This is a genomic window from Pseudarthrobacter sp. BRE9 (assembly GCF_031844305.1).
Lineage (GTDB): Bacteria > Actinomycetota > Actinomycetes > Actinomycetales > Micrococcaceae > Arthrobacter.
Window position 1 is genome coordinate 1 of sequence record NZ_JAUZUY010000010.1, and the last position, 14,929, is coordinate 14,929.

Sequence of the window (14,929 nt, forward strand, 5' to 3'; positions counted from 1 at the left end):
CCGGCGTGCTCATCATGGTCTTCATCGACTCACCCCTGACCATGCTCGTCACCGCCATCGCCTCCATCCTCATGGTCATCGGCTGGTACGCCTGCCGCCAACGCATCCGCCAAATCGCCGAAACCCGCGACGGCTACACCGGCACATCCCCCGTCATCGCCAACCGCACGCCCATTTCCTGACCCCGGCATTTCCGCCGACCTTCGAGCTAAAGAAAGAACATGACACCAGAGCCGCAGCCCACCCTGACCTCCTCCCCTACCCGGCCCGCCGCCGTCGTCCATCACCAGGACCGCGTGGGGCCCGCACTGAAATCCGCCGGGCACGTGATCGTTGATTCATTGGTCGCCCACGGCGTGGAACGCAGCTACGTGGTTCCCGGCGAGAGTTTCCTGGATGTGCTGGACGGCCTGCACAACTCGACGATCGAAACCATCGTCTGCCGCCACGAAGGCGGTGCCGCCTACATGGCCGAAGCCGACGGGAAGCTGAACCAGCGCCCGGGGGTGGCCATGGTGACCCGGGGGCCCGGTGCCGCCAACGCGCATGTGGGACTGCACACCGCCTGGCAGGACTCCACCCCGATGCTGCTCTTCGTTGGCCTGATTCCGTTTGCCCACCGGGACCGCGAGGCCTTCCAGGAATTCGACATCAAGTCCTGGTTCGACACGGGGGCCAAGCGGGTGATGGTCCTTGACCACCCGGAACGGGCGTCCGAGATCGTGGCGGAAGCCATGTTCGCAGCCATGAGCGGCCGGCCGGGGCCGGTGGTGGTGGGCCTGCCCGAGGACGTCATCCGGCAGCAGGTGAGCCCGGCTCTGCACCCTGCGATCCCCGTGGCGGCAGGCGGGATGGCCAGCACGGATGCGGCAGCCCTGGAAGCGGCGCTGGCCGAATCCAGCAAGCCCCTCTTCGTCACCGGCGGCAACGACTGGACGCAGGAGGCCGCGGACCAGCTCACCGCATGGCTGGAACAGCACCACATCCCGGCCGCGGCGGAATGGCGGACGCAGGGAACGGTGCCCTTCCATTCGCCGTCCTACGTCGGCCCCATCGGCTATGGCCGTCCGCGCCCCACCTACGACCTGCTGGAGGAGACCGACCTGCTGGTCTTCGTGGGGACGGTGCCGGGGGACGTCATCACGGACGGTTTTGTCTGCCGGCAGGACTGGAACAAGGAGAACTTCCTGGTCACGGTGGACCCGTCGCTGCGCGGAAGGTCCGGTCCGGTGTCGCGGCAGATCCTGGCCAAGCCGGAGGCGTTCGTGCGCGGACTGGCGGACATCAGCCTGCCCGTGAAGGACGAGTGGAAGGCCTGGACGGGCCGGATGCGCGCTGAACAGGAGCGCTTTGCCGCGCTGCCTCCTGCTGCCCCGGGGGCAGGGCAGGCGCGGATGGACACACTGATGGCCAACCTCGTTCCCCGGCTGCCCGAGGATGCGCTGGTGACCTTCGGTGCAGGTGAACACACCAACTGGGCGCACCGGTATTTCCCCACCCGCCGTTACGCGTCCATGATCAGCGCGCGGAACGGTTCCATGGGCTACTCCGTCCCCTCCGCCGTCGCCGCATCCCTGGCCGAACCGCGACGGCGGGTGGTCACCATCGCCGGGGACGGGGAGTTCCTCATGAACGGGCAGGAGCTGGCAACGGCTGCCCAGTATGGCGCCACTCCGCTGGTGATCGTCATGGACAACCAGGAGTACGGCACCATCCGTACGCACCAGGAACGGCACTACCCCCAGCGCGTGTCCGGCACCCAGCTGAAGAACCCCGATTTTGCGCTGATGGCCAAGGCTTTCGGCGGGTTCGGGGTCACGGTGACCGAGGACCGGGATGTCCCGGCGGCATTGGATGCCGCCCTGGCAGCGATCGACCAGGACGGGGTGTTCGCCCTGATCCACCTCGTGGTGGAGCAGCGGGTCAAGGCGTACTAGCTCCCTGGCAGGCAAAGGGGAAGGCCGGCACTTTCGTACCGGCCTTCCCCTTTTGCTGTGATTCCGGTTAGAGCCGGTCCGTCCGCTCCTCGCCGCCGCCCTTGTGGCCCGCGCCGCGGAGGTTCTCCTGGACCTTTCCGAACAGGTCCTTGATGGTGGATTCGGCGTTGGAAATGACGTCCACGGGCACGTAGACCTCGTGGGATACCGGCAGGTCGTATTCGTCCTTCAGGTGCGTGCCGTTTCCCACCCCGGTCAGGGACAGGTAGACCATGGCCTCCGTCCGCGCGATGCCGGCGAGCTTGCCGAAGACGACGGTGAACTCGTTGGGCTGGAAGCTGATTGTCTGCCCGATGTGGCTGCGGCCCAGTTCACCGGCGGCAACCGCCTTTTCCGACTGGCTTCCGGTGTAGTCCATGAACTTCTCCTTCGATCGCCAACACGTACGCAGGCAGTCTAACCCTGCCCCTTCACGCGGGCACAGCGCCCATGCTGGAGGGCTGCACAATCCCCCACCCGGACTCGTAGCCATTCCTCCATTGAGCCGTACCCCGGCACCCCTGTTTGATGGCATCACCGGGCGGCAAAGGCTGCCCGGGCCCCACACCTCGAAGGAATAGCCGTGACTTCAATGACGAGCCGCGTAAAAAGCCCCGTCCGCTGGGACGACGTCGACATCGGCGACGCAGTGGAACTCCGAAGGAATGGACGCACCGCCTTCAGCGGTCTGGTGGACGACCGGACTGACGACGGCGACGTGGTGTGGGTGACAGCTCCCGCCGGAGGCCGGCGCTTGTTCCACATCGCCGACGGCTTCGACCTGGCAGGGGTGCCGGCATGACCGACTGCCCGGACGATTGCCCCTACTGCACTGGTCCGGAAACGGACTGAGGCTTCGCGCTGCCGCCAGGCGGAGCTTGCCAGACCGTCGCCACGGGCTCCGCACCCGGCGGGAACCGGCATGACATTGATTTGATGCCCGATCATCACGATCCGGGCATCAAATTGCCGCTACTGCCGGTGGCATCGTTGACGCGGGCAACGGGTACCGCGAAGGTGGTGCCATGAGGTCTCAGAAAATTTCCCAGGGGTTTGCCATGACGACGGCGGCCGCAGCGGCAGCGCTGCTGCTCACCGCGTGCGGTCCAAGCCAGCCGCAGTCCCAGACGACGACGTCGCCAGCCACCGGGCAGGCCAGCCAGTCCCCCTCGCCGACGGCGTCAACACCGCCTCCGGCGTCTTCGGCGCCGGCCACGTCGACGCCTGCTTCCCCCGCCCCCGGAACCACCCCCGCCGGCAGCCCCGGCTTATGCAAGACGGCGGGGCTCACGGCTGCCACCGATGCCTCCGGCGGCGGCGCAGCCGGAAGTGTCTACATGAAACTGAACCTCACCAACAAGGGCTCCGAGCCCTGCATCCTCAGGGGTTTCCCCGGCGTCTCCCTGGTGGCAGACGCCGTCGGCGCCCCCATTGGCGCCCCCGCCACGCGGGATACTTCGGCAGCTGTGGTTGATGTCCTGCTGGCCCCCGGCCAGACCGGCACTGCGGTGCTGCGCTACACGCAGGCAGGCAACTATATGGACTGCTCGCCCGTGGATGCGGCCGGATACCGGATCTACCCGCCCGAAGAGACCGAATCACTGTTCATCCCGCAGCCCACCCGTGCGTGCGGCAACGAAAACATCACGCTGCTCAGCATCGGAGCGTTCCAGCCCGCCTGACCGCAGGACCCGCCTGACCCCAGGAATGGGACCCCGGACAGGCTGAAGGCGGCCCGGCAATCACGCCGGGCCGCCTTCAGTACTGCCGGACCGCCGTCGAACGTTCCTGTTTCGCCGGCAGCCCTTTACGTTGTTACCGCTCTTGTTTTTAGCGCGTTGCGGTCGTGGTGCGGCCGGCGCCTGCCGTGCCGCGGGACAGGGCCAGGCCGAGGCCGATCATGCCGACACCGAGGATGAAGTGCAGCCAGTTGTCCGCAGTGTTGACCGGGACGAAGTTGGCAGCGCTGTCCTGGCCGATGAGCAGGCCGTAGAGCCAAAGCACCAGGTAGATGGCACCGCCAACCACCAGGTAGTTCTTTGAGCCGGGCACGCTGCGGGCCATGGCAATGCCTGCGGCGCCGAACAGCAGGTGGACGATGTTGTGCAGGATCGATACCTGGAAAAGACCCAGCAGCATTGCCCCGGATCCGTGCCCGGCGAACCCCAGGGAGTCGTAGTTGGAAGTGATGCCGGGGATGAACCCCAGGATCCCCACCAGGAGGAAGACCACGCCTACGGCAAGGGCGGCTTTTTGGATGTTGGTCCGGCCTACGGTGCGACCGCCGGAATTCATGGTTGTCATGATTTCTCCTGCTTGTGTCGTTAAACGATTCTGGCTGCCGGGCGATGCGTGACCGATAGTGCCTGACCATATACTTAATCGCCGACATCGTAAGTATACTTAGCAAATCCGCAGCGGATAGCAGGGTTCCATAACAGACCCATCACAAACTGGCCTGCGAGGGCCCGACCGGAGGCAGGTTGAACTGGCATGACGTCGATTTGGCTGGACCGCAGGGATCCCTTCACTTCTGATCCGTTCGAACCGGACACCAGGTACGACACCGTGGTGGCCGGCGCCGGCCTCACCGGCCTGGTCACCGCACTGCTGCTGGCCCGCTCCGGGCAAAGCGTGCTGGTGCTGGAAGCCCGCTTCCCCGGAGCCGTAACCACCGGCAACACCACCGCGAAAGTAACCCTGCTGCAGGGAACGTTCCTGTCCCGGCTCGCCCGCCAATATTCGCAAAAGCAGGTGCAGGCGTACGTGGACGGAAATCGGGAGGGCCAGGCGTGGCTGCTGCGCTACCTGGAGGAACACAGCGTGCCCTTCCAGCGCCGCGACGCCTATACCTACGCCGCTTCGGCACAGGGCACGGAGACGCTGCGGGAAGAGGTCAGCGCCGCCACCACCGCGGGACTGGACGTGGACTACGTGCGCGACGCCGGTTTGCCGTTCCCCGTCCACGGCGCCGTCCGACTGCCGGACCAGGCCCAGATCAACCCGATGGAGGTCCTCGACGCACTGGTGGCGGACATCCGCAGCCGCGGCGGCCGTATCGTCAGCGGCGTGCGCCTCCGGGACGTGACCGGCGATGCGCCCTCCGCCGTCAAGACCGACCGTGGCAGTGTCAGGGCCGACAAGGTAGTCCTTGCCACCGGGACTCCCGTCCTGGACCGGGGCCTGTATTTCGCCAAGCTGAAGCCAAGCCGTTCCTACGCCGCGGCCCTTGACCTGCAGGAGGACCAGGCGCCGCCGCCGGGCATGTACATCTCCGTTGAGCAGCCCACCCACTCCCTTCGCGACTACGAGGTGGACGGCAGGAACCTGCTGCTCGTGGGCGGGCACGGCCATCAGGTGGGCCGGACGGATTCGGAAAAGGCCCACCTCGCCGGCCTGCTCGACTGGGCGGGCGGACATTACCCCGGCGCTGTCACCACCCACACGTGGTCCGCGCAGGACTACATGCCCACCAACCTCATGCCGTTCTTCGGCAAACTCCCGCGCGGCAAGGGCCAGATCTATTTCGGCACCGGCTACAACAAGTGGGGCATGACCAACGCCGTCGCCGCCGCGCTGGGTATATCGGCGGACATCCTGGGCGGGCAGGTGCCCTGGGCGGACACCATCCACCATCGCATCACCTCACCGGCAGGTGCGTTGTCCGCCGTGGCGCTCAACGCCGGCGTGGCGGCCAGGCTCGCCTCCGACTGGGGCAAGGTGAGCACCGAAGGCCGGAAGATCAACGGCCTGAAACGGGGCACCGGCCAATCCACTGTTCCCGCCGCGCCTGCCACCGCGGCGCCAGATGCCGCGGGTGCTGCTGCTGCCGCCGTCCCGGATACGTCCGCCGTCCCGGCCGAAGGCCAGGGCAAGGTCTACCGCGAGGGCAACCGGCCGGTGGCTGTATCCACCGTCGATGGGACCACCTGCCGGCTCTCGGCGGTCTGTACCCACATGGGCGGCATCCTGCACTGGAACGACAACGAGCAGACCTGGGACTGCCCCCTGCACGGCTCGCGCTTCACGAACCAGGGCACGTTGCTCGAAGGTCCGGCCACCAGGGACCTGCCAGAGGCCGGGACTGCTTGAAAGAGCTCCCCGGGAGTTGGGTGTCAGTGCCTTGGGGCATGATGGAGGCATGAACCAGGAACAGCGTCCTGCCGGCAGCGGTGTTTCCGGCGTGGCCGCCCCCATGGGCCAATTCAGCCGGCCCACCAGGGACTGGTTCCTGGGCGCGTTTTCCGAACCCACCCCGGCGCAGGCCGGGGCCTGGAAGGCCATCTCCTCCGGATCCCATGCGCTGGTGGTGGCCCCTACCGGTTCCGGAAAAACCCTCGCGGCCTTCCTCTGGGCCCTGGACCGGCTCCTGGCCTCGGCATCCCAGGCCCCTGCTCCCGCCGCTGCTGAAGTGCCGCCAAAAGGCAAGCGGACCCGGGCGCCAAAGCGCAAGACCCGTGTCCTCTACATCTCACCCCTCAAGGCCTTGGGCGTTGACGTTGAACGGAACCTGCGCTCCCCGCTGATCGGCATTACCCAGACGGCCAAGCGGCTGGGACTTCCCGCACCGCTGATCACGGTGGGGGTCCGGTCCGGGGACACTCCCGCCGCGGAGCGCCGTGTGCTGTTGACCAACCCGCCGGACATCCTTATCACCACCCCGGAATCGTTGTTCCTCATGCTCACCTCGAAGGCACGCGAAACCCTTGCCGAAGTGGACACCATCATCATCGACGAGGTCCACGCCGTGGCCGGGACCAAGCGCGGGGCCCACCTTGCCGTGTCCCTGGAGCGCCTTGACGCGCTGCTGCCCAAACCTGCACAGCGCATCGGGCTTTCCGCCACCGTGGAGCCCCGGGAACTCGTGGCCCAGTTCCTGGCCGGCTCGGCCCCCGTGGATATCGTCGCTCCGCCGGCAAGAAAGAACTGGGACCTCACGGTTTCAGTGCCGGTAGAGGACATGTCGGACCTGCAGGGCGCGGCGGGAGCCTTCGATTCCGGCCCCGCTTCCGGATTGCAGCCGCAGGCTTCCATCTGGCCGCATGTGGAGGAGAAAATCGTGGACCTGGTGCTGGCCAACCAGTCCACCATCGTCTTCGCCAACTCCCGGCGGCTTGCCGAACGCCTCACTGCACGGCTCAACGAGATCTACGCCGAACGCCAACTGATTGCCGTGGGCGGCGGCTGGGACGAGCCCGGCCCGGAAGGGCACGCGGGCGCAGCCGGCACGCCGGGGAGACCGCCGTCGGGCATTCCCGCCTCAACCGCCACCCCTGCACACCTGACGGCCCAGGCCGGGAGCTCTGCCGGCGCCGATCCCGTACTGGCCCGCGCCCACCACGGCTCCGTTTCCAAGGACCAGCGCGCGCTCATCGAGGACGACCTCAAGTCCGGGCGGCTGCGGTGCGTGGTGGCCACGTCGTCCCTGGAACTGGGCATCGACATGGGCGCCGTGGACCTGGTGGTGCAGGTGGAGTCGCCGCCGTCCGTGGCCAGCGGTTTGCAGCGGGTGGGCCGCGCCGGGCACCAGGTGGGCGAGATTTCCCAGGGCGTCCTTTTCCCCAAGCACCGGGCAGACCTGGTCCACACGGCCATCACCGTGGAACGGATGCTGGGCGGCAAGATCGAGCGGCTCAGCATCCCGGCCAACCCGCTGGACATCCTGGCCCAGCAGACCGTTGCCGCAACCGCGCTGGGCAGCATCGACGTGGAGGAATGGTTCAGCACCGTCCGGCGCTCGGCACCTTTTGCCTCCCTCCCCCGGTCTGCGTTCGAGGCCACCCTGGACCTGCTGGCGGGACGTTACCCGTCCGACGAATTCGCCGAACTCCGGCCACGGATCATCTGGGACCGCAATGCCGGCACCATCGAGGGGCGGCCGGGGGCCCAACGCCTGGCCGTCACGTCCGGCGGTACCATCCCTGACCGCGGCCTGTTCGGCGTCTACATCATCGGCACCGAACAGGAGGGTTCAGCCTCCCCCGCTGAGGACGGCAAACCGGCGCGCACGCCAAAGGGCGGCCGGCGGGTGGGTGAGCTGGACGAAGAGATGGTCTACGAGTCCCGCGTGGGGGACGTCTTCGCCCTGGGTGCCACCAGCTGGAAGATCGAGGACATCACCCACGACCGCGTTCTGGTCTCCCCCGCCTTCGGGCAGCCCGGCAAGCTCCCGTTCTGGAAGGGCGATTCGTTGGGGCGGCCCGTGGACCTGGGCCGTGCCCTTGGCGCATTTGTCCGGGAGCTGTCAGCGTCCGACGTCGGCCCTGCCACCGAGCGCTGCAAGGCCAGCGGCCTGGACGAGTTCGCCGCCAACAACCTCATCCAGTACCTCAGCGAGCAAAGGCAGGCCACGGAAGTGGTGCCCAGCGACACCACGCTGGTAGTGGAGCGGTTCCATGACGAATTGGGCGACTGGCGGGTCATCCTGCACAGTCCATTCGGGATGCCGGTGCACGCGCCGTGGGCGCTCGCCGTCGGGCAACGGCTCCACCAGCGCTACGGGCTGGACGGTTCCGCCATGGCGGCCGACGACGGCATCGTGCTGCGGGTGCCCATGATGGAGGACGAGCCGCCCGGCGCTGAGCTGTTCCTCTTCGATCCGGAGGAACTCGAGCAGATCGTCACTGCCGAGGTGGGCGGCAGCGCCCTGTTCGCGTCACGGTTCCGGGAGTGCGCTGCCCGCGCGCTTCTGCTGCCCCGGCAGACCCCCGGCAAGCGCCAGCCGCTGTGGCAGCAGCGCCAGCGGTCGGCCCAGTTGCTGGACGTGGCCAGGAAGTACCCCACATTCCCCATCGTGCTGGAAACGGTGCGCGAATGCCTGCAGGACGTTTATGATCTGCCCGCGTTGAAGGAGATCGCCGCTTCCGTGGAGCGGCGCGAGCTGCGGATCCTGCAGACCACCACCCAGCAGCCCTCGCCGTTCGCCAAGTCCCTGCTCTTCGGCTACGTGGCCCAGTTCCTCTACGAGGGCGACTCCCCGCTCGCGGAACGCCGCGCGGCCGCCCTGGCCCTGGATTCCACCCTCTTGAACGAGCTGCTGGGCCGGGTGGAGCTGCGCGAACTCCTCGATGCCAAGGTCATCGAGGCCACCGAACGCGAGCTGCAGAGACTGGCCCCGGACCGGCGTGCACGGGGAATGGAAGGGGTTGCGGACCTCCTGCGGTTGCTGGGCCCGCTCGCACCCGAGGAAACGGCGGCCCGGCTCCAGGGTTCCGCCGTGGAGGGGCAGGAAGCAGCGGCGGGTGGGCAGGACGTCGGGGCGGGTGGGCAGGTGGCGGCCGGTCTCGCCGAAACCCCTCCGGCCGAGGCTGCCGCCACCGTGGAAGAAACGCTGGCCCACCTGGCCGCACTCCAGCGCGCCAACCGCGCCATCAAGGTCAACATCGGCGGAGTAGAACGCTTCGCCGCGGTGGAGGATGCAGCCCGTCTCCGCGACGCCATTGGTGTTCCGCTGCCCATGGGAGTTCCGCTTGCATTCATCGAGCCGGTGGCCGATCCTTTGGGCGATCTCGTCTCCCGGTATGCCCGGACACATGGCCCCTTCACCGCAGCCGAGGCCGCTTCCCGCCTCGGCCTCGGCGTGGCGGTGGTGGGTACGGCCCTGAAACGCTTGGCAGCGGATGGGCGCGTGGTGGAGGGCGAGTTCCGCCCCCATGCCACCACGCCCGAAGGCCCACCAGCCGAGGCCACCCTGCCGGATTCCGGCCGCCAGGAAACCTCCAGTGATGCCGGACAACCCGCCGGACCGGCTCCAACCGATGAACCGGCGGCCAGCGCTCCCACCCCCGACATTCAGCACTCTGTCTCCAGCGAATGGTGCGACGCCGAGGTGTTGCGCAAGCTCCGCCGTCGTTCCCTGGCCGCGCTGCGCGCCGAAGTGGAACCTGTGGACGCTGCCGCCTACGGACGCTTCCTGCCCGCGTGGCAGCATGTCAGGACTCCCGGCGGTGGCCGCGGCCAGCCCTCGCTGCGGGGCCTGGACGGCATCATCACCGCCATCGACCAGCTCTCGGGGGTGCCCGTCCCCGCTTCGGCCTGGGAACCCCTGGTGCTCGCCACGCGGGTATCCAATTACCAGCCGGCCATGCTGGATGAACTGATGGCTGCAGGTGAGGTCCTGTGGTCCGGGGCCGGAGCGCTTCCGGGAAACGACGGCTGGATCAGCCTTCACCTCGCGGATTCAGTGGAACTGACGCTGAACCCCGCGCCCGACTTTGACCCGGGCGACGCCGGCCGGCGGCTCCTGGACCATCTGCGGAACAACGGCGGCGGGTATTTCTTCCGCCAACTGACCGAGGTGGCGGGCGGCATGGACGCCGTCCTGAGCGACCAGGAGGTGGTGGCTGCCCTGTGGGACCTTGCGTGGGCCGGCAGGATCACCGGTGACACGTTCGCCCCGGTTCGGGCGTTGATCGCCGGCGGCCACACGGCCCACCGCCAGGTGGCCAGGGCACCACGTGCCAGGGCGCCACGGCTGAGCCGGCTGGGCCGGTCCCACGGCACCGGCCTGATGGGGTCCCCGGGGCTGGCCGGCGGCCGCTACGGATCCCAGGGTGCCGCCACCCCTCCGACTGCTGCCGGCCGCTGGTCCGCGCTTCCCGAGCCTGAGCTCGATCCCACCATCCACGCCCGTGCCACCGCTGAACTCCTACTGGACCGCTACGGCGTCGTCACCAGGGGCTCGGTCATGGCCGAACAGATCCTGGGCGGTTTCGGCCTCATGTACAAGGTTCTGGCCCGGCTGGAGGAGGCGGGCCGTTGCCGGCGCGGTTACTTCATCGAACACCTTGGTGCCGCGCAGTTCGCTGTTCCCGCCACCGTGGACCGGCTCCGCTCCTACTCGGAAGATACGCAGCTGGCCAAGGCGGAGCCGGTGGCCCTGGCACTCGCCGCCACCGATCCCGCCAACCCCTATGGCGCAGCCCTGCCCTGGCCCGCACTGCAGGATGACGCCGGCACCGGCCACCGGCCTGGCCGGAAGGCCGGTGCGCTGGTGGTCCTGGTGGACGGCGCATTGGTCCTTTACGTGGAGCGTGGCGGAAAGACCCTTCTGGCGTTCAGCGATGACCAGGCCGTCCTGGCGGTGGCGGGTGCCGCGCTGGTGGGGGTGGTGACCCGCGGTGCGGTGGACAAGCTGATCATGGAGAAAGTCAATGGGCACGGCATCCTGGATACCCCGGTCGCGGCTGCCCTGAGCTCCGCCGGCGCCTACTCCACTCCGAAGGGACTGCGGATCCGTGCCTGAAGGCGATTCCGTCTGGCGGGCCGCCCACCAGCTGCACGAGGCCCTGGCCGGACAGACGCTGCTGGCCTCGGACTTCCGCGTGCCCCGGTTCGCCACACTGAACCTCGCCGGGTGGACCGTTGCCGAAGTAATCCCCCGGGGCAAGCACCTGCTGATGCGGGTAGTCAGCCCGGAGGACAAAAGGCTGACCATCCACTCACATCTGAAGATGGAAGGCGCCTGGCAGGTCTATCCACCTGGCGGAAGATGGCGGAAGCCGGGTTTCACCGCCCGGTGCGTGCTGCGCACGGCCGTGGCTGACGCCGTCGGCTTCTCGCTGGGCGTTGTGGAAGTGGTGGCCACCGCCAACGAGGATTCCATCGTGGGGTTCCTCGGGCCGGACCTCCTGGGCCCGGACTGGGACCTGGACGAGGCGGAAGGCCGCATCCGCTCGCGCCCCGGGGTTCCGGTGGGAGTGGCCCTCCTGGACCAGCGGAACCTGGCGGGCATCGGAAACATTTACCGGTGCGAGGCGTGCTTCCTGTCCGGTGTGCATCCCGCGACGCCTGTTTCCGAGGTTCCGGACGTGCGGACCCTGATGACCGACGCCAAACAGCTCCTGGAGGTCAACCTGGGGCCAGGACGCCGCGTAACCGTCCTCAATGCCCGGGGCATGCCGGTGGGCAGGATGGCGGGCAGGCCCGGCTACTGGGTGTACGGCCGGGAACGCCAGCCGTGCCTCAAATGCGGCACGCCCATCCAACGCGGACTCCTGGGCAAGCCGAACGGCGAGGAGGAACGGGACATCTACTTCTGCCCGAAGTGCCAGCCGCCGCCGGCCTGACCCATGCCGGGTTGATCTGTTCAGGCGCAGCGCTCCGAAGCCTTGGCAGCCTGTGCGTCGCCGGCGGCCTTCGGCATGGGGGCAGGAACCATGAAAATTGGCAGCAGCACATGGACCAGAGGACCGATGGCCAACGCATACACCACGGTACCCAGGCCCACCGAACCGCCCAGCAGCCAGCCGATGGCCAGCACGGACACCTCGATGAGCGTGCGCGACAACCTGACCGACCACCCGGTGCGGCGTGCCAGTCCGGTCATCAGCCCGTCCCGCGCCCCGGGCCCAAAGCGTGCCCCGATGTAACAGGCGGACGCGATCCCGTTAAGCACTATGGCCCCGCCCAGGAGACCAAACTGACCTGCGGCCTGGGACATGGCCGGGATGAGTGCCAGTCCAACGTCCGCGAACACTCCCACGAGCACCGCGTTGCACAGCGTTCCGAAGCCCGGCCACTGCCGCAGCGGGATCCAGAGGAGCAAGACCAGGAAACTCACAACGATGACCACCACGCCGATGCTCAGGCCCGTCCGGTTCGCCAGGCCCTGGTGGAACACGTCCCAAGGGTCCAGGCCAAGCCCCGCACGGATGAACATGGCGAGGGATATGCCGTACATGGCAAGGCCTGTGAAGAGTTGGAGGAGTCTGCGGGTCATCATGCAAACAACGATTCCATGAAACTGGCCTTGGAATACATAGCCAGTTTGAGATACTGGCCTTATGTCTTCCCTTACCGCGTCCGCACTTGCGCGCCTCCTTGGCAGCTGGAATCCCGGCGCTTCGCCCGCCTACCGTGAGCTGGCCGACGTCGTCCGCCTCCTGGTGCTGGACGGCCGGGTAGCCCTGGACACGGCGCTGCCCAGCGAGCGCGCCCTTTCCGCAGCCCTGGGCGTCAGCCGGACCACGGTGACGGCAGCCTACGGCCACCTCCGCGAACAGGGCTTCCTGAGCAGCGGACAGGGCAGCAGGAGCCGCACCAGGATTCCCCGCACGACGACGGCAGGCACCACCATGCTTCGTGGCCCGCTGAGTGGTGGCCCGGTGACGTCCGGGCCGGGACATGCGGCAGCAGGAGCCGCCGCGGGGCCGGGCGCGCTGGGACTGGCAGCACCCGGGCTGGCAGCGCCCGGACTGGCAGCACCGGAGGGTTTGATCGACCTGGCTTATTCGTCCCTGCCCGCCAGCGGCGAATTGGTGCATCGGGCCTTCGCGGCGGCCCTGACCGAGCTTCCGGCGCTGCTGCCAGGGTTCGGTTATGACGCCATGGGCCTGCTCCCGCTGCGCGAAGCAGTCGCAGCACGCTACACGGCTGCGGGCGTACCCACCACGGCAAACCAGGTGCTGGTGACCTCCGGCGCCCAGCATGCCCTGAACATCATCCTTCGCGCCCTGACCGGCCGGCAGGACAAGGTACTGGTGGAACATCCGAGCTATCCGAACGCACTGGACGCCATCCGTGCCGCGGGGTGCCGTGCGGTGCCCGTGGCGTTCCAACCCCAGCAAGCCCACCGATCCGCAGGTTCCAGCAGGCCAGCCAACCTTGCCACCGTGGCCTGGGACATGGAGGGGCTTAAGGCGGCACTCGTGCAGCAGCGGCCCAGGATGGCCTACGTCGTGCCGGATTTCCACAACCCCACCGGCCAGCTCATGCCGGACTCCCAGCGCCGCCAGCTGGTGAAGGCGGCTGCGGCGGCTGGCACAACCGTTGTGGTGGACGAGACCCTCCGGGAATTGAACCTCGACGGCGCCCACGCAACTCCGGTGGCAGCGTTCAGTCCTGCGGTGGTGACCATCGGTACGCTCAGCAAGTCCCATTGGGGCGGCCTGCGGACTGGATGGATCCGCGCATCGGAGGACATGATCCAGCGGTTTGCGGCGGCCCGGACCTCCCTGGACCTGGGTGGGCCCGTGATGGAACAACTGGCCGCCGCCCACCTGGTCCGTGCCCTGGATGAACCGCTCCCGGCCCGGCTCGCCGGACTCCGGGAGAACCGTGCGGTGCTGTTGGAACTCCTCGCCGGCCACCTCCCGGAGTGGGGAACCCTTTACCCGTCCGGCGGCCTGTCCATGTGGTGCAGGCTGCCGGGCCCCATCAGCACCGCCTTGACGGTCATTGCCCCGGACTTCGGCATCCGGCTGGCGGCGGGGCCACGGTTTGGAATCGGTGGTGCATTCGAACGCTATCTCCGCGTGCCGTTCACCCTGCCACCGGAAAAGCTGGAAACCGCAGTCCTGGCACTGCGGTCAGCCCAGGACCGGCTCGACGCCGCCCCGCAGCTGCGTCGGAGCCTCAAGAAAGCCCCCGACCTGGCTATTGCCTGACCGGTCCCGGATGCCTGCCAAACCGGCCCATGCGTTGCTTGGCAGTATTAGTCCCGGCTCCCACCGGAACATGGGCCGTCGCTTTGGCCAGGCCAAAGAGCGGCATCCCGTTGTAAATGACTTCAATTCCGGCAACAGGCACCTGGTAGGTCTCGTGCCACACGCCGACATCTCCGCTTCCGGCAGTCTCCTTCATGAACCGGCGCCAGGGTTCAAGGTGCGGCGATTCCCGGTCGGCGGCGAATTTCCGCAGGTGTTCCGGGCTCTCCCAGTAGCTGAGCAGCATGGTGGTCCTGCCGAACCACTGCTGGTACCCCAGCATTCCCGACGCCGGGTCCCCGGCCAGGTGCTGGAGCATCCGGGGCATGGCGCTTGCCACCTTGCCGACCGTTCCCAGCTTCCACCACCTGTTGGCCCGCATTCCTATCAGGAAGACCGTCACTGAGTCGCGGCCGGGATCGGCGGTGTAGCGGCCCGGAAAGACACTTTGCGCCATGGGAAGCTCCTCGGGTTGCGGCAAAGAAGTTTTGTAACGCTGTTACGAAACAAGGTTATGAAACAATGGAG

General features: G+C 67.8%; 11 protein-coding genes and 2 pseudogenes. 8 read left to right on the forward strand and 5 right to left on the reverse strand.

Annotated features, from left to right (window positions below):
• Together Q9R31_RS16470 and Q9R31_RS16475 are read left to right on the forward strand one after the other, a co-directional pair.
• A pseudogene (locus tag Q9R31_RS16470) lies at nucleotides 1-182 on the forward strand (L-asparagine permease); the annotation flags it as partial.
• 39 nt (nucleotides 183-221) lie between these two features.
• Nucleotides 222-1,937, forward strand: coding sequence for a thiamine pyrophosphate-dependent enzyme (locus tag Q9R31_RS16475; RefSeq protein ID WP_311263790.1), 1,716 nt, complete (start codon nucleotides 222-224; stop codon nucleotides 1,935-1,937).
• 67 nt (nucleotides 1,938-2,004) lie between these two features.
• Here the strand turns inward: Q9R31_RS16475 and Q9R31_RS16480 are convergent, their stop codons facing one another.
• A complete protein-coding gene (locus tag Q9R31_RS16480; protein ID WP_311263791.1) occupies nucleotides 2,005-2,355 on the reverse strand; it encodes a hypothetical protein in 351 nt (116 codons plus the stop codon).
• 213 nt (nucleotides 2,356-2,568) lie between these two features.
• Here Q9R31_RS16480 and Q9R31_RS16485 point away from each other — a divergent pair, with 213 nt between their 5' ends.
• Nucleotides 2,569-2,778 (forward strand): hypothetical protein, encoded by a 210-nt coding sequence (locus Q9R31_RS16485; protein ID WP_311263957.1) that lies wholly within the window; start codon nucleotides 2,569-2,571, stop codon nucleotides 2,776-2,778.
• A gap of 231 nt (nucleotides 2,779-3,009) precedes the next feature.
• Here the strand turns inward: Q9R31_RS16485 and Q9R31_RS16490 are convergent, their stop codons facing one another.
• Nucleotides 3,010-3,267 (reverse strand): hypothetical protein, encoded by a 258-nt coding sequence (locus tag Q9R31_RS16490; protein WP_311263958.1) that lies wholly within the window; start codon nucleotides 3,265-3,267, stop codon nucleotides 3,010-3,012.
• A 40-nt stretch (nucleotides 3,268-3,307) separates the two neighbouring features.
• Between Q9R31_RS16490 and Q9R31_RS16495 the strand changes: the two are divergent.
• Nucleotides 3,308-3,658: pseudogene (locus tag Q9R31_RS16495) on the forward strand (DUF4232 domain-containing protein); the annotation flags it as partial.
• Between the two features lie 148 nt (nucleotides 3,659-3,806).
• On the opposite strand, the gene Q9R31_RS16500 reads toward Q9R31_RS16495, so the two are convergent.
• Nucleotides 3,807-4,280, reverse strand: a complete 474-nt coding sequence (locus Q9R31_RS16500) for a DUF4383 domain-containing protein (RefSeq protein ID WP_311263792.1) — start codon at nucleotides 4,278-4,280, stop codon at nucleotides 3,807-3,809.
• Nucleotides 4,281-4,469: 189 nt separating this feature from the next.
• On the opposite strand from Q9R31_RS16500, the gene Q9R31_RS16505 reads away from it, so the two are divergent.
• Genes Q9R31_RS16505 through Q9R31_RS16515 form a run of 3 tightly spaced genes read left to right on the forward strand, consistent with a single transcriptional unit; the run spans nucleotide 4,470 to nucleotide 12,043 of the window.
• The gene (locus Q9R31_RS16505; RefSeq protein ID WP_311263793.1) at nucleotides 4,470-6,068 is read left to right on the forward strand and encodes an FAD-dependent oxidoreductase; all 1,599 of its coding nucleotides are present in this window, start codon (nucleotides 4,470-4,472) and stop codon (nucleotides 6,066-6,068) included.
• 49 nt (nucleotides 6,069-6,117) lie between these two features.
• Nucleotides 6,118-11,220: a DEAD/DEAH box helicase gene (locus Q9R31_RS16510; protein WP_311263794.1), complete on the forward strand. Its 5,103-nt coding sequence runs from the start codon at nucleotides 6,118-6,120 to the stop codon at nucleotides 11,218-11,220.
• Entirely contained in the window at nucleotides 11,213-12,043 is an 831-nt protein-coding gene (locus tag Q9R31_RS16515; RefSeq protein ID WP_311263795.1) for a DNA-formamidopyrimidine glycosylase family protein, read from the forward strand. Before Q9R31_RS16510 ends, Q9R31_RS16515 begins: the two co-directional genes overlap by 8 nt.
• Before the next feature lie 20 nt (nucleotides 12,044-12,063).
• Here the strand turns inward: Q9R31_RS16515 and Q9R31_RS16520 are convergent, their stop codons facing one another.
• Nucleotides 12,064-12,699 carry a hypothetical protein gene (locus Q9R31_RS16520; protein ID WP_311263796.1) on the reverse strand — a complete coding sequence of 212 codons (636 nt, stop codon included), beginning with the start codon at nucleotides 12,697-12,699 and terminating at the stop codon, nucleotides 12,064-12,066.
• A 61-nt stretch (nucleotides 12,700-12,760) separates the two neighbouring features.
• Between Q9R31_RS16520 and Q9R31_RS16525 the strand changes: the two genes are divergently transcribed.
• Nucleotides 12,761-14,362, forward strand: a complete 1,602-nt coding sequence (locus tag Q9R31_RS16525; protein ID WP_311263797.1) for a PLP-dependent aminotransferase family protein — start codon at nucleotides 12,761-12,763, stop codon at nucleotides 14,360-14,362.
• Here the strand turns inward: Q9R31_RS16525 and Q9R31_RS16530 are convergent.
• The gene (locus tag Q9R31_RS16530) at nucleotides 14,352-14,858 is read right to left on the reverse strand and encodes a DUF4188 domain-containing protein (protein WP_311263798.1); all 507 of its coding nucleotides are present in this window, start codon (nucleotides 14,856-14,858) and stop codon (nucleotides 14,352-14,354) included. The two genes, Q9R31_RS16525 and Q9R31_RS16530, sit on opposite strands and share 11 nt — an antisense overlap.
• Nucleotides 14,859-14,929: the final 71 nt, after the last annotated feature.

What these genes read in the sequence shown, in the direction of transcription:
- Q9R31_RS16520 (WP_311263796.1), bottom strand. Translation starts at nt 12,699, where the DNA reads ATGATGACCCGCAGACTCCTCCAACTCTTCACAGGCCTTGCCATGTAC.
- Q9R31_RS16525 (WP_311263797.1), top strand. Translation starts at nt 12,761, where the DNA reads ATGTCTTCCCTTACCGCGTCCGCACTTGCGCGCCTCCTTGGCAGCTGG.
- Q9R31_RS16480 (WP_311263791.1), bottom strand. Translation starts at nt 2,355, where the DNA reads ATGGACTACACCGGAAGCCAGTCGGAAAAGGCGGTTGCCGCCGGTGAA.
- Q9R31_RS16500 (WP_311263792.1), bottom strand. Translation starts at nt 4,280, where the DNA reads ATGACAACCATGAATTCCGGCGGTCGCACCGTAGGCCGGACCAACATC.
- Q9R31_RS16475 (WP_311263790.1), top strand. Translation starts at nt 222, where the DNA reads ATGACACCAGAGCCGCAGCCCACCCTGACCTCCTCCCCTACCCGGCCC.
- Q9R31_RS16510 (WP_311263794.1), top strand. Translation starts at nt 6,118, where the DNA reads ATGAACCAGGAACAGCGTCCTGCCGGCAGCGGTGTTTCCGGCGTGGCC.
- Q9R31_RS16485 (WP_311263957.1), top strand. Translation starts at nt 2,569, where the DNA reads ATGACGAGCCGCGTAAAAAGCCCCGTCCGCTGGGACGACGTCGACATC.
- Q9R31_RS16530 (WP_311263798.1), bottom strand. Translation starts at nt 14,858, where the DNA reads ATGGCGCAAAGTGTCTTTCCGGGCCGCTACACCGCCGATCCCGGCCGC.
- Q9R31_RS16505 (WP_311263793.1), top strand. Translation starts at nt 4,470, where the DNA reads ATGACGTCGATTTGGCTGGACCGCAGGGATCCCTTCACTTCTGATCCG.